Genomic DNA, 19,781 nt, shown 5'->3' on the forward strand with positions numbered 1-19,781 from the left:
CGCGAATGCTAAACTGCGCGGGGACCGGATCAGTCGCAATGCAGCAACGAACATCCAGCAACGCCTCTGGGTTCCGCCCCCAAGCCGGTTTAGAATAGCGCTCGTTTTTTCCGCCTCAAACGGATCTCCGCGTATATGACAACTAACACGCACGTGGCCAAACAGCCGCTACCCTCACTCGCCGTAGCGGCTATCGGCGTGGTGTTCGGCGACATCGGCACGAGTCCGCTGTACTCCCTCAAAGAGGCGTTCAGCCCCGCCCACGGCATTCCGCTTAACGACACTTCCATCCTCGGCGTCATTTCGCTGCTGTTCTGGGCGATCGTGATTGTCGTCAGCATCAAGTACGTGCTCCTCGTGATGCGCGCCGACAATAACGGCGAAGGCGGCGTGCTCGCGCTCATGGCGCTCGCAATGCGCTCGTTCGATCGCAGGAGCAAGGCGGCCGTGGTGCTCACCGCGCTGGGTATCTTCGGTGCCTGCATGTTCTATGGCGACGCCGTGATTACGCCGGCGATCTCCGTGATGTCGGCGGTCGAAGGCCTCGAACTCGCCGCGCCCAAGCTCACGCATCTGGTGCTGCCGATCACCATGGTGATCCTGATCGCGCTGTTCTGGATCCAGCGCCACGGCACCTCGCTCGTTGGCCGCCTGTTCGGGCCGATCATGGTGCTGTGGTTCGTGACCATTGCCGTGCTGGGTGTCGCCCGCATCGTGCAGCAGCCGGGCGTGATCGCCGCGCTCAATCCGTACTACGCCGTCACCTTCATGGGCGCGCATCTGCTGCAGGCCTACGTGGTGCTCGGCTCGGTCGTGCTGGTGCTGACTGGCGCGGAAGCGCTCTACGCGGACATGGGCCACTTCGGCGCCAAGCCGATCCGCTGCGCGTGGTACACGCTCGTGATGCCTTCGCTCGTGCTCAACTACTTTGGCCAGGGCGCGCTGCTGATGCAGGACCATAGCGCGATCGAAAACCCGTTCTTCCTGCTCGCGCCGGACTGGGCGCTGCTGCCGCTCGTCGTGCTCTCGACGGTCGCGACCGTGATTGCTTCGCAGGCCGTGATTTCGGGTGCCTATTCGCTCACGAGTCAGGCCATTCTGCTCGGCTACGTGCCGCGCATGAAGGTGTTGCACACGTCGGATCTCGCCATCGGCCAGATCTATGTGCCGGTGGTGAACTGGATGCTGCTGTTCATCATTCTGTGCATCGTGGTGGCGTTCAAAAGCTCGGACAATCTCGCCGCCGCGTACGGTATTGCCGTGACCGCGACGATGGTGATCACCACGGTGCTGGTCGCCGTCGTGATGACCAAGGTCTGGAAGTGGAACCGGGCGCTGGTGGCCTGCATCATCACGGTGCTGCTGGCCGTCGATCTGGGCTTCTTCGGCGCGAACCTGCTGAAGGTCGAAGAAGGTGGCTGGTTGCCGCTGGGCATTGGCGCGCTACTGTTCTTCCTGCTGATGACGTGGTTCAAGGGGCGCATGATCGTCAAGGAGCGCACGGCGGCCGACGGTATCCCGCTCATGCCGTTCCTGCAGGGGCTGCTGGCGCATCCGCCGCATCGCGTCTCGGGCACGGCCATCTATCTCACGGGCAGCGACACGCTCGTGCCGGTGAGCCTGCTGCACAACCTCAAGCACAACAAGGTGCTGCACGAGCGCACGATCTTCCTCACGTTCAAGATCCGCGACATTCCCTATGTGCCGAATGCGGAGCGCGTGGTCGTGCGCGACATCGGCGGTGGGCTGTATCTCGTGAAGGCCGATTACGGCTTCAACGAGACGCCGGACGTGAAGGCGGTGCTCGAAGAGGTGGGCCGCGCGCAGGGCCTGTCGTTCGAAATGATGGACACGTCGTTCTTCCTCGCGCGCGAAACCGTGGTGCCGACGCAGTTGCCCGGCATGTCGATTTTCCGCGAACGCATCTTCGCGTGGATGCACCAGAACGCCGCGAAGCCGACCGACTTTTTCAGCATTCCCGCCAACCGCGTGGTGGAGCTGGGGACGAAGATCGAGATTTGAAGTGGTTCCGGCGTGAGCCGGAGCCGGACGTAAAAAAGGCGCCCTGGGGCGCCTTTTTTGTTGCGCATGCAACGTGAGCCGAAGAAGGCTCACGCGCACGATACGACAGTTACCGCTTGAGCTTTGCGAACGCCGCCGCCATCGCGCCAGCCGGTTCCGCATCGCGCGAACGCTGACCGCCACCACGATTGGCATTGCCGCCGCGATCGTTGCGGTCGCCACGATCACGATTGCCGCCGCCCGCGCCGCCGCTACGCTGCGCGGCGCTTGCCGGATCGTCGTCCATGCGCATCGTCAGGGCAATACGCTGACGCTTCACGTCGACGTCGAGCACCTTGACCTTCACGACCTGACCGGCCTTGACGACTTCGTGCGGGTCCTTGATGAACTTGGTCGACAGCGCCGAAACGTGCACGAGTCCGTCCTGATGCACGCCCACGTCGACGAACGCGCCAAACGCGGCCACGTTGGTCACGACGCCTTCGAGTACCATGCCCGGCACGAGGTCCGAGACCTTCTCGACGCCATCGCGGAAAGTCGCGGTCTTGAACTCGGGGCGCGGATCGCGGCCCGGTTTTTCGAGTTCGCTGAGAATGTCACGCACGGTCGGCAGCCCGAAGCGTTCGTCGACGAATTCCGTGGGCGCGAGACCCGAGAGCGCCTCGCGATTGCCCAGCACGTCGCCGATGGCGCGCTTGATCTTCGCGAGCATGCGCTCCACGACCGGATACGCTTCCGGGTGCACCGACGAGCGATCGAGCGGATTCTCGCCGCTGTTGATGCGCAGGAAGCCGGCGGCCTGCTCGAAGGTCTTGTCGCCCAGACGCGGCACCTTCTTCAGATGCTCGCGCGAGGGGAAAGGACCATTGGCGTCGCGGTAATCGACGATATTGCGTGCGAGCGTCGAATTCAGACCCGACACGCGCGCGAGCAGCGCGACTGACGCCGTGTTCGCATCGACGCCCACGGCGTTCACGCAGTCCTCGACGACCGCATCGAGCGAGCGCGCGAGTTCGCGCTGGTTCACGTCGTGCTGATACTGGCCCACGCCGATCGCCTTCGGCTCGATCTTCACGAGTTCGGCGAGCGGGTCCTGCAGGCGGCGCGCGATCGACACGGCGCCGCGCAGCGACACGTCCATTTCCGGGAATTCCTTCGCCGCCAGTTCGGACGCCGAATAAACCGATGCGCCCGCTTCGGACACCACGATCTTTTGCAGCTTCAGCTCCGGGTGCTTCGAGATCAGCTCGCTGGCGAGCTTGTCGGTCTCGCGCGAAGCCGTGCCGTTGCCGATGCTGATGAGCTCGGCCTGCGTCTGCGCGGCGATGCGTGCGAGCTTCGCGAGCGAGCCGTCCCAGTCGCGGCGCGGTTCGTGCGGGTAGATCGTGTCGGTCGCCAGTACCTTGCCGGTGCGATCGACCACGGCCACCTTCACGCCCGTGCGCAGACCCGGGTCGAGGCCGATCACGGCCTTCGGGCCGGCAGGCGCTGCCAGCAGCAGATCCTTGAGGTTGCGTGCGAACACGCGGATCGCTTCGCCTTCGGCCTGCTCGCGCAGATTGGTCAGCAGTTCGTTTTCGAGATGCGGCTGCACCTTGACGCGCCAGCACCAGCGGCACACGTCCGAGAGCCACTTGTCGGCGGGACGGCCCTGATTGGCGATGTTGAAGTGGCGCGCGATATGGCCTTCGCCCGGATGCGGCGTGAGCGTATCCAGTTCGCCGCCCAGACCGAGCTTCACCATCAGCACGCCGGCGTTACGGCCGCGGAAGAGGGCGAGCGCGCGGTGCGACGGCACGGTCTTGATGGTTTCGGAGTAGTCGTAGTAGTCGCGGAACTTCTCGCCTTCCTCGTTCTCCTTGCCTTCTACCACGCTCGACATCACCACGCCCTGGTTATGCAGCCAGTCGCGCAGCTTGCCCAGCAGTTCCGCGGTTTCGCCGAACTGTTCCGAGAGAATGTCACGCGCGCCGTCGAGGGCGGCCTTCACGTCGGCCACGCCCTTTTCGGCGTCGACGTATTGCGCGGCTTCCGTCTGCGGGTCGAGCAGCGGGTTCGCGAGCAGGGCGTCGGCGAGCGGCTGCAGGCCGGCTTCGCGAGCGATCTGCGCGCGCGTGCGGCGCTTGGGCTTGTAGGGCAAATAGAGGTCTTCGAGGACCTGCTTGCTGTCAGCGGTCTCGATGGCAGTGCGCAGCTCGTCGGTGAGCTTGCCTTGCTCGTCGATGCTCGCGAGGATCGCGGCGCGGCGCTCTTCGAGTTCGCGCAGATAGATCAGCCGCTCCTCGAGCGTGCGCAGTTGCGTATCGTCGAGATTGCCCGTGACTTCCTTGCGGTAGCGGGCGATAAACGGAACGGTCGCTCCTTCGTCGAGAAGCTGGACGGCGGCCGCCACCTGACGCGGCTGAACGGTCAGTTCGCTGGCGATACGCTGGACGATCTTGAGTGCTACGGTTTCCGTCATAGGGTCTGAAAATTCCTGCGAGGATCGGTTTGCGGTCCGGATTGGAGTTCCGGCAACCGGCGCGGCGACCGGCGGGACAGGTCCGCGAAGGCGCGCCCGCCGGCCAGTGGAGCGGGGCATTTTGCCATAAATGGCGGGGCGCTCAACCCGGGGGGTGTTAGAATTTGCGGCATGTTCCGCTGCCCTCAGAAGACGTTGAACCCATCCCGCTTGTTATCTGTCCGGTCCCGTGCGCGCGAAGGCGCAGCATGGCAGACCACCGCCCGCGCGGCGGCTTGTGCCGTTGCCTTGCTGGCTACGGCGAGTGTTCCGGCCCTTGCGCAGGAGGCAGCAGCCCCTGGGATGGTTTCCGGATTCGATGCAACGGCAAGTGACGCGCAAGGCGCGCGCCCGGCTGCCGGGGCGTTGGTTCCGCTCGGTGCTTCGAGTGCCGCGTCAGGCGCACAGGAAAACGCGGTCCAGAACGATTTCGCTGCGCGCCAGAAGGTGCTCGACCGGCGCTCGGCGGAAAACAACTATGAGTACGGCGTGGCGCAGCATAACTGCTACGACACGTTTTTCGTGAATCACTGCCTTGGCAAGGCGCGCGACTCGATGCGCGTGGTGCAGGCGGACATTCGCCAGCAGCAACTGGCGCTCGACGAAGAGCAGCGTGCCGACAACGCACGTCGCCGCGATGAGCAGGCCGCGTTGCAACGCGCGCGCGATCAGGCCGACGCGCCGCAGCGCGCCGCCAACGAAGCCGCGAGCGCGAAGTCCTTCGAGGACAAGCAGCGCCAGCACGAGCTGGATAAGGCGCAGCGCCAGGCGGAAGCGCCACAGCGCGCGGCGAACGAGCAGGCGTTCCAGGACAAGCAGCGTCAGCACGCGCTGGATCAGGCGCAACGTGAAGGCGCCCAGGCGCAGTCGCAGCGCTCGGCCAATCAGGCCGCCTACGACAAGAAGCAGTCGGACTACCAGAAGCAACTGGATCAAGCCCGCGCCGAAGGCCAGCAAAAGGCCCAGGAACGCGCCGACAAGGCCCAGCGCTTCCAGCAGAAGCAGGACGAAGCAGCAAAGCACAAGGCCGATGTCGAAGCGCGCCAGAAGCAGGCCGCCGAGAAGGCCCAGCAGCAGCAACAGCAAAAGCAGCAGCAGGAACAACAGCAGCAACAGCAGCTCAAGCAGCAGCAACAGCAAGGGCAGTAACAGCAGGATCCCCGGGCAGTACCCGTAACACCACGCTTTTTCAGCCAGACAGCAACCTCAGGCGTGTGACCCTTCGCAAGGCGCACGCCGTTCATGACGAGGAGGCGAGCATGCGCGAGCAACGTGAAGTCAAGAGCGAGGTCCTTCGTGACCGCATTCTGCAACTGGAATCGGAACACGGCGATCTTGACCGTGTGATCGAGCGGATGTGCGAGACGTCGGACTTCGACGATCTCGAGCTGCAGAAGCTGAAGAGGCGCAAGCTCAAGCTGAAAGACAACATCATCTTGCTGCAATTGCAGCTGGACCCCGATTTACCGAAGACTTCGAACGGGCACGCCTGACTTCGGGTCCCGGCAGGCGCCGGGGCGCGGCAGCAGTCGGGCCGCGCTCCGAAGTCCGAGCAGGAACCGCTTGCCTTGAATTCAACGACCGTTTCCCGATCCGGTTCTGCGCGCGACGATAGCGCGCGGAACAGTGACGCGCGCGCCGCGCAGACGGCGTCTGCGCCCACCCTGAGCACGCGCCGCGGCGCCGAGCTCGAATCCCTGTTCGCCGCCGACGGGCTGCTCGCACGCGAGATCGACGGCTATCGTCCGCGCGCCGCGCAGATCGAGATGGCGCGCGCCGTGGCGGCTGCCATGGAAGCCGCCGCCCAGGCGCAGGCCGAGCCGGCCGCTTTCGAGCTGCAATCGCGTCCGGCGCGGCGACTGGAGCGCGGCGCACCCGTCGCGGCACAGGCCGATGAAGCCGGGAGCGTTGCCAGCGCCGCCGCCGAATCCGGCGACAACACCCTGATCGTCGAGGCCGGCACGGGCACCGGCAAGACCTATGCGTACCTTGTGCCGGCCATGCTGTGGGGCGGCAAGGTGATCGTCTCCACGGGCACCAAGCACCTTCAGGATCAGCTATTCGCCCGCGATATCCCGACGGTGCGCGACGCGCTCGCCGTGCCGGTCAGCATCGCGATGCTCAAGGGCCGCTCGAACTACCTGTGCCACTACTACCTGCAGCGCACGGCGGACAACGGTCGCTTGCCGTCGCGTCAGGAGACGGCGTATCTGCAGGAAATCATCCGCTTCGCCAAGATCACGCGCTCGGGCGACAAGGCCGAACTCGCGAGCGTGCCGGAAACGGCCGCGGTGTGGTCGATGGTCACGTCCACGCGCGATAACTGCATCGGCCAGGAGTGTCCGAATTACAAGGACTGCTTCGTGATGCAGGCGCGCCGCGAAGCGCAGCAGGCCGACATCGTGGTGGTGAATCACCATCTGTTTTTCGCCGATATCATGCTGCGCGACACCGGCATGGCCGAGCTGCTGCCAAGCGCGAACACCATCATCTTCGACGAAGCGCACCAGTTGCCCGAAACGGCCACGCTGTTCTTCGGCGAGACGCTGTCGACTACGCAGTTTCTCGAACTCGCGCGCGATTGCGTCGCGGAAGGTTTGAGTCATGCGCGTGATGCGGTCGAGTGGGTCAAGCTCGGCGCAGGCCTTGAGCGCGCCGCGCGCGATGTGCGGCTCGCATTCAAGGAAGATTCGCTGCGCGTGTCAATCACGCAGTTGCCGGACGATCATCCGCTGTTCGATTCGCTCGATGCCTTGCAGACCGAACTTGGCACGCTGGCCAATGCGCTTGCGGGCCAGGCCGAGCGTGCGGAATCGCTAGGCGCGTGTTTGCGTCGCGCACGCGAACTGCAGGGCGTGCTCAACGGCTGGACGGTGCCGGGCGCCGCGGCGGAAGTCGTGGCCAGCGACAACAAGCGCGAGCGTGAAGGCGAGGGTGATGAAGCCCGCCATCCCGCCGATGACGAGAAAGTCCGCTGGGTCGAAGTGTTTTCGCATACGGTGCAACTGCACGAGACGCCGCTGTCCGTCGCGCCGATTTTTGCGAAGCAGCGCGCCGGTGTGCCGCGCACGTGGATCTTCACGTCGGCGACGTTGTCGGTGCGCGGCGACTTCACGCACTATGCGGCGCAGATGGGCCTGAGTTCGCGCCGCTCGATGACCTTGCCGAGCCCGTTCGATTATCCGCAGCAGGGCTTGCTCTACGTGCCGCGCAATATGCCGCAGCCGTCCTCGCCGCAATTCACCGATGCCGTGTTCGATGCCGCGTTGCCGGCCATCGAAGCATCGGGCGGTGGTGTGTTCATGCTTTGCACGACGCTGCGCGCAGTCAACAAGATCGCCGACCGGCTGCGCGAGACGATCGAATCGCGTGGCTGGAACACGCCTTTGCTCGTGCAGGGCGACGCGAGCCGCACGGAATTGCTGGAACGCTTCCGTGCCTATGGCAACGCGATCCTGGTGGGTAGCCAGAGCTTCTGGGAAGGCGTGGACGTGCGAGGCGACGCCTTGTCGCTCGTCGTCATCGACAAGCTGCCGTTTGCGCCGCCCGACGATCCCGTGCTGGCCGCACGACTCGACGCGCTCACGAAGAAGGGCTTGAGCCCGTTTGCGGTCCACCAGTTGCCGCAGGCCGTCATTACGCTCAAGCAGGGCGCGGGGCGTCTGATTCGTGCGGAAACCGATCGCGGCGTGCTGATGATCTGCGATACGCGTCTGGTCGACAAACCTTATGGCCGGCGTATCTGGCAAAGCCTGCCGCCGTTCAGGCGCACGCGCGAAATAGAAGTCGTGCAGGCGTTTTTCTCGGGAGAGGAAGAGGCGCAGCAGGACGCGTAATACACGCTTGCAGATCGTAGAGATGGGTTACATGCGAGTTGCATTTGCGTTGCATGTGTCAGGCATGAAATCCATCTTTATCTAGCGACGATTTCGATTTCGACGCAACAAACAAAAAAGCCACGAACTTGCGTTCGTGGCTTTTTTGTGCCCGTCGAGCGTCTGACAATGTTGTCAGGCTGCACGACGGTTCGCTCCGATACCCGCAGAAGCCTGGGCCTCGCACGGGCAACGTGCGAATGCAGCTTACTGGCTTGCGCCCGATGCCGGAGCAGCAGCCGAAGCAGCTGCGTCCGAAGCAGCAGCGCCAGCGTCCGAAGCAGCAGCCGTAGCCGAAGCAGCAGCGTCGCTCGCAGCAGCAGCAGCGCCCGAAGCAGCAGCTGCGGAATCCGAAGCAGCAGCAGCCGGTGCCGAAGCAGCGGTCGCATCGCTAGCCGGCGCAGCAGCTTGGTCGCTGCTCTTGTTGCATGCAGCCAGTGCAACAGCTGCCAGCAGGGATGCTACGAGGAGGGATTTCTTCATGATCACGTCCTTTTATGGTTAAAGGTAAGCAACAGCGCAAAATAATACCGGTAATGTGCCCCAACACCGACCTTGAGCCGCTGGTGGAGATGCACTGCAAGAGCGTGAATCTTCCCTACGGCCTGGGCGGAAATTATAGGCACTTTCGTATCGACCGTCGACAAATCCGGGGACAATACGTTGTCTTTCTCATACAAGCACTATATTAGTACGGTATAACAGCCCGAAGCGCTTAGGCAAGCGCCCCCAGCCGTATCCAGCCCGCACAATACCACTCGTGTAGCAACACTGTCACACTCGAATCGTGTGAGAGTGTTACAAAGCGTTTCCCATCCAGCAAGCGGTTATCGGCCAATGCCGGCAGCCACTTCCTTGCTTCTTTGAGCAAGTACTGTTCCCCGTTGAGGTAATACGACCGCGCATCGTAAAGCAGGATTGTCCTGCGGTCGAGTGTTATCCCGCTTTTCGCGGCGCGCGCAACAAAACGGGCCTCGTCGAGGGGTTTTTCGGGGGCGTCGAACACCACATTGGATTTCGGTTCTGAAAGCCAGGAGCCCACGAACGACGATACATCCGCGTCGTTCCAGCGCACTTTAGCAAGCACCGACGAGACGCGCTCCACAAGTGCCGGGGGCAGTTGTGCAGGATGCGACACAGCGGGCTGATCGGGGTCGCGATAAAGCGTGGGACTGCCCGTCGATCCACCCGCCGATGCCTTGTCCGCGCCGCGTTCCGCGAGCCAGTAGAGAAACTGGCTGGTGAGTTCGTCGGTGGAAGGCGAACGAAAGCCAATCGAGCACGTCATGCACTCGCCTTCGGCCACGCCGTCGTGCGCGATGTGAGGCGGCAGGTACAGCATGTCGCCCGGCTCCAGCACCCATTCCTCTTCCGGCTCGAAGTTCGCGAGCACCTTGAGCGGCAATCCTTCCTGCAACGACAGATCGCGCTGCGCGCCGATGCGCCAGCGCCGCTTGCCATGCACCTGAAGCAGAAACACGTCGTAGGAGTCGAAATGCGGGCCTACGCCGCCGCCGTCGCTCGCGTAGGAGATCATCAGATCGTCCAGACGCGCATCGGGTGCAAAGCGGAAGCGTTCGAGCAGCGCGCGGGCGCGATCGTCGTGAAGATCGGCGCCTTGCACGAGCAGGGTCCACTGGCGCGTCTTTGGCGTCGGCAGTTCGTCTTCGGCGAACGGGCCGTGTTCGAGCGCCCAGCGCTTGCGGAAATGCGTGATGAGGCGCGACTCGACATCGTCGTTGTCGGCCAGCGCGAAGAGTTCGTCGCGCGAGAGCGGTGCCTCGATGCCGGGTATCGCCTGGCGGATCAACAATGGCTTTTTCTGCCAGTATTTCTTCATGAACTGCGCCGGACTCAGGCCGCCAAGCAGCGGCGTGGGCGTATCAGGTGCAGGACATGCCAGGGAAGGCGAGGCGCGCCGCTTGCGGGCGTCCTCCGGGTGGTCAGGGGACCGCTTGGGCATCGTATAATGTGGTCTGTAATCTGGAGAATCGAATGAAAATCGCAAAGGACACCGTCGTGTCGGTCGCTTACAAGCTATCGGATGCGCAGGGCAATCTGATCGAGGAAAGCGACGAGCCGATGGTCTATCTGCACGGCGGCTATGATGGCACGTTCCCCAAGATCGAGGAAGTGCTGGACGGCAAGGAGCCGGGCTTCGAGACCCAGATCCAGCTTGAGCCGGTAGACGCATTTGGCGAATACGATCCCGAACTCGTGAAGATCGAGCCGCGCGGCCGCTTTCCGGAGCCGCTCGAAGTCGGCATGCAGTTCGAAGGCACGCCCGAAGAGGGCGACGAGGATCTCGACTCGCTCATCTACACCGTCACGGATGTGGCGGAAGACAAGGTCGTGCTCGACGGCAACCACCCGCTCGCGGGCATGGCGCTGCGCTTCTCGCTGACCGTCAAGGAAGTGCGTCAGGCAACCGAAGACGAAATCGAGCATGAGCACGCGCACGGCGCGGACGGTCTCGAAATCGCCGATGAGGACGAAGACGAAGACGGCGACGAAGAAGATTCGAAGCCGACCCTGCACTAAACAGCAGGACGATACGCCGGCCCGGGTTTTCCGGGACCGGCGTTTTTTATTGAGCGATCAGTTTGAAGGCGCCGTGGGCGTGGACTGCTGAATCCACGGCGGCGGCATCAGCGGTCGCGGCGGCGCAAGCGTTTGCGGTGCGCCCGATCCCGGCACGGTCGACCCACCCATCGCCTCACCACTTCCGCTTGCCGCACTCGCTGCATTGAGATCCGGCGCCTGCTGCATCCCAGGAATCTCTGTCACGTCGGGCATCGACGATATCTCCGGCATTTCGGGCGATATGGGTTGCTGCTGCGGCGGCAGCAAGGGCAAGTGCTTCGGCACGTCGTGCACGCTCACGCGCAGCGGCGTGTTGCGCGCCATGTCGGCATCGATCTGCAGCCATTGCGTGAGCGGGTCGCGCAGCGAGAACGCCACGCGCGTTACGTTAGCAATCCTGATTCCTTTTTCGTTGCGCAACGGCTGGTCGATCGTGAAGCCGCGCGCAAGTTTTGCTTCGTCCGGATGCACGACGATGATCGGTCCGCGAAAACTATCCGCGAGCTTCACGAGGCTACGACGCAATTCCGCATAACCATCACGCGGCGCGCGATGAAAACGCAGCCACGCGAAGCGATCCGAACGGTCGTCGCGATCGGGCAAGGCATCGGCCTGCATGAAGATGACGATGGCGCGTGCGTTGCGCCGACGCGCGAATTCCGCCGCGTGGTCGAGCCAGAAACCGTTGGCGATCACGCGGTCCTCGAACTCGCCATTGCGCCCGCCCGCGGTCAGGAAGTGGTTGTTGCCGTTGGGCACGTTGAGCGTGACGAACACCGTATCGCCAACCTGCCAGCGCACGTTTTCGCGATAAGGGCGAAAGCGCGAGACTTCGCTCTCGCGTGTGAGCGCAAGCGGCGTTTCGCCGAGCGCATTGGCGTCGCCGTAAAAGTTCTGGCGCAGAAAATCCAGCCGCTCGACCGGATCGTAGCCGCCCGCGCCGCTGGTCCCGCAGGTGATCCAGTCACGCTGTCCCGGCACGAACACGACGGGCGCGCGCGACGCTTCAAGCAGATCGCGGCGCCGCTCGTAAAGATGATCGACGCACGATTCGCGCGGACCTTTGAGATTGCCGTCGTAGACGAGAAAGGAGATTTGCGGATCGCGCCCAATGGCATCCACCAGGCGTTGCAGTGCGGTTTCGTCGCCGGGTTCGGTGACGACGTTGGCCACCACGGCGAATGCGTAGCGCCAGAGCGGGGGAGGCGACGATTGTGCCTTGGCCGCTAACGCAAGGCCGGGTACGCCCACCACAGACAACGCGATGAGCCCGGCGAGCGCGCGCAAAGCAAAGCCGCCGCGGCCATGTTGGGATGGCCGCGGCGGCGTCGCGGGGCGACGCTTAGCGTTTGGAGTCCGGCGAATTCGCCAGCTCATGCAGTTCGTACAGGAGGTCGAGCGCTTCGCGCGGGCGCAACTCGTTGGGGTCGAGCGCGCGCAGGCGTTCGGCGACGAGTGCGGCGGCGGGGTCTTCGGGCAACGATGGCGCGTCTTCCGCATAAGGCTGCGTAGCCATGTCGTCGAAATCTTCGACCGATGCCATTGACGAAGCCGGTGCCGCAAACAGATCGAGTTGCGGCGTAGGCTGCCCCGCCGACAGCTGCTCCAGATGCACGAGATGCTTGCGCGCCGCGCGGATCACGGCATTCGGCACGCCCGCGAGCTGCGCGACCTGCAGGCCGTAACTCTGGTTCGCGGGCCCTTCGCTGACCGAGTGCAGGAACACGATGCCGTGCCCATGCTCGACCGCCGACAGATGCACGTTGGCCGCCTGCGCGAATTCCGCGGGCAGTTGCGTGAGTTCGAAGTAGTGCGTCGCGAACAGCGTATGGCAGCCGTTGCTGGACAGCAGATGCCGCGCGATGGCCCATGCGAGCGCAAGGCCGTCGAAGGTCGAGGTGCCGCGCCCGATCTCATCCATCAGCACGAGGCTTTGCGGTGTGGCGTCGTTGAGAATCGCAGCGGCTTCGGTCATTTCGACCATGAAGGTCGAACGCCCGCCCGCGAGATCGTCGGCCGCGCCAATGCGCGTGAAAATGCGGTCGATCGGGCCAAAACGCGCGCGTCGCGCGGGCACGTAGCTGCCCACATAGGCCAGCAGCGCAATCAGCGCGGTCTGGCGCATGAACGTCGATTTACCGCCCATGTTCGGGCCGGTGATGAGCAACAGCTTGCGGTCGGCGTGCAGCGAACAGTCGTTGGCGATGAACTGCTCGACCTGCGCTTCCACCACAGGATGGCGACCCTGTTCGATTTCGATGCCGGGCGCCTCTGAAAACTCCGGCGCATTCCAGTCGAGGGCGCGCGCGCGTTCGGCGAAAGCGGCGAGCAGGTCGAGTTCCGCAAGCGCTGCGGCCACGCGCTGACAGTCGGCGATGAAGGGCAGCAGCGCTTGCAGCAGCGCGTCGTACAGCCCTTTCTCGCGCGCCAGCGCACGTTCCTGCGCGGACAGCGCCTTGTCCTCGAAGGTCTTCAGCTCCGGCGTGATGTAGCGTTCTGCGTTCTTGAGCGTCTGACGGCGGCGATAGTCGTCGGGCACCTTGTCGGTCTGGCCGCGCGTGACTTCGATATAGAAGCCATGCACCTTGTTGTACTCGACGCGCAGATTGCCAATGCCGGTGCGCGCACGCTCGCGCGCTTCCAGATCGATCAGGAACTGGCCGCAGTTCTCGGACATGTCGCGCAGTTCGTCGAGTTCCGCGTCATAGCCGCGCGCGATCACGCCGCCGTCGCGGATCATCGCGGCGGGTTCGGGCGCGACGGCGCGTTGCAGCAGATCGGCGCATTCCACCGGCGGCTCCATTGCATCGACGATGCGCGCCAGCGACGCAGATGCGCCACCCGCCGCCGCGACCTGTTCGCGCAGCGTGGGCAGTGCGGCGAACGTGTCGCGCAGGCTCGAAAGATCGCGCGGGCGCGCGGAGAGCAACGCCAGGCGCCCCGTGATGCGTTCGACGTCCGCAATCTGGCGCAAGGCGCCGCGCAGCGCATCGACGCTCGCGGGCGGCGGCGCATCGAGCAGCGCGCCGATGGCCTGCTGGCGCGTCTGTGCGATGCCCGCGTCGCGCGGCGGATGATGAAGCCAGTGACGCAGCAGACGGCTGCCCATGGTCGTGCTGCAGGTATCGAGCAGCGAGCACAGCGTGGGCGATTCGGTGCCGCGCAGCGTCTCCGTAAGTTCGAGATTGCGGCGCGTGGCCGGATCCAGGCCAATGTATTCGGATTCCGCCTCGACCTTGAGGCTGCGTACGTGACGCAACTGCTGGCCTTGCGTGGCGGCTGCGTAAAGCAGCAGCGCACCGGCCGCACCGCAGGCGCTCGTGAGCGTCTGTGCGCCGAAACCATCGAGGCTTGCGACGTCCATCTGATCGCACAGGCGTTGCTTGCCCGAGGCGAGATCGAAGTGCCACGCGGGCACGCGCGTGAGCGCGCCCACACCCGCAGGCGGTGCCCAGCCCGACGATTCCGTAGGCATGTCCGCGACCAGCACTTCGGCGGGACGAATGCGCTCGAAGGCCGTGGCGACCTGCTCGGGCGCGACTTCGGCCAGACGCAGTGCGCCGCTCGCCAGATTCAGCCATGCGAGGCCCACGTTGACGGCCACACCGCGCCGGTTGTGACCGGGGCAGACCGCCATCAGGTAGACGTCGTTCTTGTCGGAGAGCAGGGCGGCGTCGGTGAGCGTGCCGGGCGTGACCACGCGCACGACCTTGCGCTCGACCGGGCCCTTGGACGTGGCCGGATCGCCGATCTGTTCGCAGATCGCGACGGATTCGCCCAGCTTCACGAGCTTGGCGAGATAGCCCTCGCAGGCGTGATGCGGAATGCCCGCCATCTTGATCGGATTGCCGGCCGATGCGCCGCGTTGCGTGAGTGTCAGATCGAGCAGGCGCGCGGCTTTCTCGGCGTCGCCGAAGAACAGCTCATAGAAGTCGCCCATCCGGTAGAACACCAGCGTGTCCGGATGTTCGGCTTTGATGCGCAGGTACTGCTGCATCATGGGGGTGTGTTGCGCGATGTCGCCGGCGCTGGCGGTGTGTGTAGCCATCCTCGGTGTCTTGCTAAGGTTCAGGGCGTGAGTGTAACCCGCGCCGGGGGCATGTGAACCTGGCCAGATGGCCAGGCGGCGTGCAAATCCGCACGGGATAGCGTAGTAATGCGCGCCAGATTGACGGAGATCGCGTGCCGGGGCGCGCTGGACGGCCGAGCCTTATTCGTCGACCAGCGCCTGCATGTCGACCGTGCGTGCGTTTGCCGCACTGCGCCGCATGGCGAGCCAGATCAACCCGGAAACGAAGATGCCGAATACGACGATGATCCACTTCGCCGGCATTTTCGCCGTGAGCAGCAGTGCGTACGCGCCGAGCATCAGCAGCACTGCGAGGTTCTGGTTGAAGTTTTGCACGGCGATCGAGTGCCCCGCCGAAAGCAGGGTCGCGCCACGATGCTGGAGCAGCGCGTTCATCGGCACGATAAAAAAGCCTGCGAGCGTGCCGAGCAGAATCATCAGCGGATAGGCGAACAGCAGATAGAAGGGCATCACGAAAGTGCCGATGCGCACGCCTTCGCCGGCCGGGAAAAGATTCTTGCTGTAGAAGGCCATCGCCACCGACACCACGCCGCACAGTACGCCCACGGGCAGCACGCGCAGCGATGCGCGCAACGACACCCATGCGGCGGCGGCGGCCGCGCCCAACGCGATGCCCAGTCCCGTTACGCCCTGCATCACGGCGGCCTTCGAAAGCGACAGGCCGAGGTTCGCGTCGGCCCATTTGAGCACCAGCAATTGCAGCGTGACGGCCGCGCCCCACATCAGCGTCGTGACCCACAGCGCGATTTGCGCGAGCTTGTCGGCCCACAGCACGTTGAAGCAGTGCGTGAAATCGGAGACCAGGCGGCCCGGCTCTTTGAGACGGTTTTCGTAGCGCGCGCCGGTGTCCGGAATGCCGATGTTGATGAGTGCGGCGATCGCGTAAGTGATCATCGTCGCGAGCATTGCGAGATCCGCGGCCGAATGAATCAGCGGCAGCGGATGATGTGTGACAAAGCGCGCGGCATAAGTGGAGACGAGCGCGCCGCCCATCATCGTGCCGACGATCGTGGACAGCACCGTCGCCGATTCGAGCCACGCGTTGGCGGCCACGAGTTTATCGGCGGGCAGCAATTCGGTGAGGATTCCGTACTTTGCGGGCGAGTAGGCCGCAGCGCCAAAACCCACCACGCCATAGGCCAGCATCGGATGCACGCCCGCGATCATCATCAGGCAGCCGATCGCCTTGAGCGCGTTCGAGACGAACATGACGTGGCGCTTTTGCAGCGCGTCTGCGAAGGCGCCGACAAATGGCGCGAGCAGCACGTAGGAGACGGTGAAAAAGATCTGCAGTAGCGGCGTGACCCAGGCCGGCGACGAAATCACCGTGAGCAGCGCGATTGCCGCAATCAGGAGCGCGTTGTCGGCGAGCGACGAAACGAACTGCGCGGCGATGATCGTGTAGAAGCCTTTTTTCATCGCGGGTGGACCGGGGATGGATCGGGCAAAAGAATCAAGCGGCGCCGTCAGGCACTGGCGCGCGAAACAAAAAAGCGGCCGAAGCCGCTTGACGCGTCGGGGCGGGCTGCAACGTCAGCCACGCTCCCGGCGATTGTGACATGGGCGGCCGCGCGCTGCAGCGGCCCGCCCACGTCATGCCGGACTCAGAGCCGGACTCAGGCTTCCTTCGTTTCCTTCTTGACGCGCGTGTACTTCGAGAGGATCGGCACCATTTGCGCGTAGATCTTCGGGTTGCCCGCGACCACTTCGCCCATGTGCAGGAAGTCCGAATCGCCCGTGTAGTTACCGACCAGACCACCGGCTTCCGTGATCAGCAGCGCGCCTGCGGCCACGTCCCACGGGTTGAGGCCCTGTTCGAAGAAGCCGTCCATGCGGCCCGCGGCGACGTTCGCCAGATCGAGCGCGGCGGCGCCCGGGCGGCGCAGGCCGGCGCAGGCGTTGGTCATGTCGGCGAACAGTTCGCAGTAGCTGTCGAGGCCGTCCTTTTCGCGGAACGGGAAGCCCGTGCCGATCAGGCCGTCGGCCAGACGGTCGCGGCGGCCCACGCGGATACGGCGGTCGTTCAGGAACGCGCCACGGCCGCGCGAGGCGGTGAACAGGTCATTGCGGGTCGGGTCATAGACCACGGCCTGCGTGATGACGCCGCGGTGCACGAGCGCGATCGACACGCAGTAGTACTGGAAGCCGTGGATGAAGTTGGTGGTGCCGTCGAGCGGATCGATGATCCACTGGTATTCCGACTCGTTGTCCGACTCGCCCGATTCTTCGGCGAGGATCGCGTGATCGGGATAGGCGGTCTTGAGCGTTTCGATGATGGCGGCTTCGGCCGCCTTGTCGACTTCCGTGACGAAATCGTTGTGCTGCTTCTTCGCGACCTGCACGAGGTCGAGATCGAGCGACGCGCGGTTGATGATCTGTCCGGCGCGGCGCGCGGCCTTGACAGCGATGTTGAGCATGGGATGCATGAGCCTGGATCCTTGTTGTCCGGCGCGCGCGGGCGACGCGGCGCACGGGGGTGCCGAAGATAAAAGCGTCTAACGATTGGACAGGGCGCAAGCCACGTGGCTTGCGGTGCCTGTCCCGCCAACGGAGACGAATTGGATAAGAGCGGGGCGCGGTGGCTTGACCGACAGAAAAATGCCGACAAAACGCGCGCGAACCTCGCATTTTACCTGAGTCTTGGGCGTCTGGGCTGACGGTGCGCGCGTAATGCATGAATGTGACCGTGTGAGGCTTCACGGGCGTTTCGCCGACGGCCCGCATAGGCCACGGGCGCAAGGCGCGCTAACATAGCTGTTTCCTTACGCCGTTCTCAGAGATTCATCTTGGTCCAACCCGCTGACTCCCATCCCGATCAACCCGGCGACCAACCCGCCGACCAACCCGCGCACGCCACCGGCGAGGCCCACGAGCCGCTGCGCGGCGGTTTCACCTCCACGCGTTTCGTGCTGGTCGAGCCGAGCCATCCCGGCAATGTCGGCGCGGCGGCGCGTGCGATCAAGACCATGGGTTTTTCGCGCCTGGTTCTGGTTGCGCCGCGCGTGCCGCAGGTTCAGCTCGACCCCGAGGCGATCGCCATGGCGAGCGGCGCGGACGACGTGCTGGCTGCCGCCCACATCGTCCCGACCCTCGCCGATGCGCTGGCGGGCACGCAATGGTCGCTCGCGCTCACGGCGCGTATGCGCGAGTACGGGCCGCCGCCGGGCGCGCCGCGCCATGCGGTGCAGGATGCCTGCCGCCAGGTTGCGCACGGCGACATCGCGCTCGTGTTCGGCAACGAGCGCACCGGCTTGTCGAACGAAGATGTGGAGCGTTGCAGCGCGCTGGCGCATATCCCGGCCAATCCTGCTTATAGCTCGCTCAATCTTGCCCAGGCGGTGCAGGTGCTCGCCTATGAATTGCGGATGGCTTATCTAGACGAGAGCGGCGCTGGTGCGGCGCTGCCCGTTGCTGGCGGCGCTGGCGCGTCGGGCGCGCCCGGCACCGGTACGCCGCTTGCCACTAGCGACGACATCGAGCGCATGTACGTGCACCTCGAAAACGCGCTGATCGCGCTCGATTTTCTCGATCCCGCCAATCCGAAGAAGCTGATGTCGCGTCTGCGGCGGCTTTTCGCCCGTTCGGGGCTGGAGCGCGAAGAGGTCAATATCGTGCGCGGCATCGCCAAGCACATCCTCATGCTCAAGGGCACGGACGGCAAATAGGCGGAAATCGGGTTGCCGCGGGCCGCGTAGCCTCCAACCTTGCTGGCCGCGGGGGCTTCCCGGCCGCCGCGCGCCTTTCGCCTACAATCGATTCCACATCATAAGCAAATCGGCACGGCTGCTAAGGCCCTGTGCCCGAGCCGCGCGCCGGATTCAGATCCGCAACGCGTGGCCGCGTCATCCCCCTGTTCCTCACGTCCAGCGTGTGACTGTCATGTTCAAGAGACTTCGCGAAGACATCGCCACGATCCGCGAGCGCGATCCCGCCGCCCGCAGCGCCTGGGAAGTCCTGACCTGTTATCCGGGTCTGCACGCGCTCGTCCTGCATCGCTTTGCGCACGCCTGCTGGCGGGCGAAGCGCCGCTGGCTCGCGCGCTATGTCTCGCAACTGGCGCGTTTTCTGACCGGCATCGAAATCCACCCCGGCGCGACCATCGGACGGCGTGTTTTCATCGATCACGGTATGGGCGTGGTGATCGGCGAGACGGCGGAAGTGGGCGACGATTGCACCATCTATCAGGGCGTGACGCTCGGTGGCACGTCGCTCACGCGCGGCGCGAAGCGGCACCCGACGCTCGGTCCCGGCGTGATCGTCGGCGCGGGCGCGAAGGTGCTGGGCGGTTTCACGGTGGGCGCGCAGGCGAAGATCGGCTCGAACGCCGTGGTCGTCAAGCCGGTGCCCGCAGGCGGCACCGCAGTCGGCAATCCGGCGCGGATCATCGCACCGGCAAGGAGCGGCGTGGAGCAGGCGAAGCCGGCGTCGGCGCGCGAGGGTTTCTGCGCCTACGGCATCACGCCGAACGCGGACGATCCCGTGTCGCTCGCCATTCACGGTCTGATCGATCATGCCGCCACGCAGACGCAGCGCGTCGATGCGATCGTCGCCGCGCTTGAACGCCTGGGTGCGCGTCTTGAGGCGTTGCATGGCGCGGACGCGGCCCTCGTCGAGTTGCGTCGCCTGTCCGCGGGACTGGAGGGTGAAGTGATCCCGCAGGAGAAGGCTCAGGAGGACGCGTCAGCACACGTCTGAATCCGTCCTCGCGCCC

General features: G+C 64.7%; 14 protein-coding genes. 7 read left to right on the forward strand and 7 right to left on the reverse strand.

Annotation, left to right across the window (positions count from 1 at the left end; translation table 11 throughout):
- Positions 1-135 precede the first annotated feature (135 nt).
- Entirely contained in the window at positions 136-2,022 is a 1,887-nt protein-coding gene (locus VG320_RS08765; RefSeq protein WP_327199728.1) for a potassium transporter Kup, read from the forward strand.
- 109 nt (positions 2,023-2,131) lie between these two features.
- On the opposite strand, the gene VG320_RS08770 is transcribed toward VG320_RS08765, so the two are convergent.
- Positions 2,132-4,483, reverse strand: coding sequence for a Tex family protein (locus VG320_RS08770; RefSeq protein ID WP_327199729.1), 2,352 nt, complete (start codon positions 4,481-4,483; stop codon positions 2,132-2,134).
- 342 nt (positions 4,484-4,825) lie between these two features.
- Between VG320_RS08770 and VG320_RS08775 the strand changes: the two genes are divergently transcribed.
- The 3 genes from VG320_RS08775 (at position 4,826) to VG320_RS08785 (ending at position 8,358) form a co-directional block, all read left to right on the forward strand.
- Positions 4,826-5,671 carry a colicin transporter gene (locus VG320_RS08775; protein ID WP_327199730.1) on the forward strand — a complete coding sequence of 282 codons (846 nt, stop codon included), beginning with the start codon at positions 4,826-4,828 and terminating at the stop codon, positions 5,669-5,671.
- A gap of 110 nt (positions 5,672-5,781) precedes the next feature.
- Complete coding sequence (locus VG320_RS08780; protein WP_103704113.1) at positions 5,782-6,015, forward strand: DUF465 domain-containing protein; 234 nt, start codon at positions 5,782-5,784, stop codon at positions 6,013-6,015.
- A gap of 75 nt (positions 6,016-6,090) precedes the next feature.
- Positions 6,091-8,358 (forward strand): ATP-dependent DNA helicase, encoded by a 2,268-nt coding sequence (locus VG320_RS08785; protein ID WP_327199731.1) that lies wholly within the window; start codon positions 6,091-6,093, stop codon positions 8,356-8,358.
- A gap of 246 nt (positions 8,359-8,604) precedes the next feature.
- Here the strand turns inward: VG320_RS08785 and VG320_RS08790 are convergent, their stop codons facing one another.
- Together VG320_RS08790 and VG320_RS08795 are read right to left on the reverse strand one after the other, a co-directional pair.
- Positions 8,605-8,880 (reverse strand): hypothetical protein, encoded by a 276-nt coding sequence (locus tag VG320_RS08790; protein ID WP_103703960.1) that lies wholly within the window; start codon positions 8,878-8,880, stop codon positions 8,605-8,607.
- A gap of 232 nt (positions 8,881-9,112) precedes the next feature.
- Positions 9,113-10,360, reverse strand: coding sequence for a cupin domain-containing protein (locus tag VG320_RS08795; protein WP_327199732.1), 1,248 nt, complete (start codon positions 10,358-10,360; stop codon positions 9,113-9,115).
- A 32-nt stretch (positions 10,361-10,392) separates the two neighbouring features.
- Between VG320_RS08795 and VG320_RS08800 the strand changes: the two genes are divergently transcribed.
- A complete protein-coding gene (locus tag VG320_RS08800) occupies positions 10,393-10,938 on the forward strand; it encodes a peptidylprolyl isomerase (protein WP_327199733.1) in 546 nt (181 codons plus the stop codon).
- A gap of 57 nt (positions 10,939-10,995) precedes the next feature.
- On the opposite strand, the gene VG320_RS08805 is transcribed toward VG320_RS08800, so the two are convergent.
- The 4 genes from VG320_RS08805 to VG320_RS08820 form a co-directional block, all read right to left on the reverse strand.
- Positions 10,996-12,267, reverse strand: a complete 1,272-nt coding sequence (locus tag VG320_RS08805) for a hypothetical protein (RefSeq protein ID WP_327199734.1) — start codon at positions 12,265-12,267, stop codon at positions 10,996-10,998.
- Between the two features lie 55 nt (positions 12,268-12,322).
- Entirely contained in the window at positions 12,323-15,028 is a 2,706-nt protein-coding gene (gene mutS / locus VG320_RS08810; protein WP_327199735.1) for a DNA mismatch repair protein MutS, read from the reverse strand.
- Positions 15,029-15,190: 162 nt separating this feature from the next.
- Positions 15,191-16,489 (reverse strand): lysophospholipid transporter LplT, encoded by a 1,299-nt coding sequence (gene lplT, locus VG320_RS08815; RefSeq protein ID WP_327199736.1) that lies wholly within the window; start codon positions 16,487-16,489, stop codon positions 15,191-15,193.
- Positions 16,490-16,686: 197 nt separating this feature from the next.
- A complete protein-coding gene (locus VG320_RS08820; RefSeq protein ID WP_183723004.1) occupies positions 16,687-17,496 on the reverse strand; it encodes an inositol monophosphatase family protein in 810 nt (269 codons plus the stop codon).
- Between the two features lie 450 nt (positions 17,497-17,946).
- Between VG320_RS08820 and VG320_RS08825 the strand changes: the two genes are divergently transcribed.
- Positions 17,947-18,735 carry an RNA methyltransferase gene (locus tag VG320_RS08825; RefSeq protein ID WP_327199754.1) on the forward strand — a complete coding sequence of 263 codons (789 nt, stop codon included), beginning with the start codon at positions 17,947-17,949 and terminating at the stop codon, positions 18,733-18,735.
- Between the two features lie 214 nt (positions 18,736-18,949).
- Positions 18,950-19,765: a serine O-acetyltransferase gene (gene cysE / locus VG320_RS08830; protein ID WP_327199737.1), complete on the forward strand. Its 816-nt coding sequence runs from the start codon at positions 18,950-18,952 to the stop codon at positions 19,763-19,765.
- Positions 19,766-19,781 lie beyond the last annotated feature (16 nt).

Source organism: Paraburkholderia sp., assembly GCF_035948235.1.
Classification (GTDB): Bacteria; Pseudomonadota; Gammaproteobacteria; order Burkholderiales; family Burkholderiaceae; genus Paraburkholderia.

Coding starts and splice junctions, on each gene's coding strand:
- VG320_RS08765 (WP_327199728.1), top strand. CDS start 136: ATGACAACTAACACGCACGTGGCCAAACAGCCGCTACCCTCACTCGCC.
- VG320_RS08770 (WP_327199729.1), bottom strand. CDS start 4,483: ATGACGGAAACCGTAGCACTCAAGATCGTCCAGCGTATCGCCAGCGAA.
- VG320_RS08775 (WP_327199730.1), top strand. CDS start 4,826: ATGGTTTCCGGATTCGATGCAACGGCAAGTGACGCGCAAGGCGCGCGC.
- VG320_RS08780 (WP_103704113.1), top strand. CDS start 5,782: ATGCGCGAGCAACGTGAAGTCAAGAGCGAGGTCCTTCGTGACCGCATT.
- VG320_RS08790 (WP_103703960.1), bottom strand. CDS start 8,880: ATGAAGAAATCCCTCCTCGTAGCATCCCTGCTGGCAGCTGTTGCACTG.
- VG320_RS08795 (WP_327199732.1), bottom strand. CDS start 10,360: ATGCCCAAGCGGTCCCCTGACCACCCGGAGGACGCCCGCAAGCGGCGC.
- VG320_RS08800 (WP_327199733.1), top strand. CDS start 10,393: ATGAAAATCGCAAAGGACACCGTCGTGTCGGTCGCTTACAAGCTATCG.
- mutS (WP_327199735.1), bottom strand. CDS start 15,028: ATGGCTACACACACCGCCAGCGCCGGCGACATCGCGCAACACACCCCC.
- lplT (WP_327199736.1), bottom strand. CDS start 16,489: ATGAAAAAAGGCTTCTACACGATCATCGCCGCGCAGTTCGTTTCGTCG.
- VG320_RS08820 (WP_183723004.1), bottom strand. CDS start 17,496: ATGCATCCCATGCTCAACATCGCTGTCAAGGCCGCGCGCCGCGCCGGA.
- cysE (WP_327199737.1), top strand. CDS start 18,950: ATGTTCAAGAGACTTCGCGAAGACATCGCCACGATCCGCGAGCGCGAT.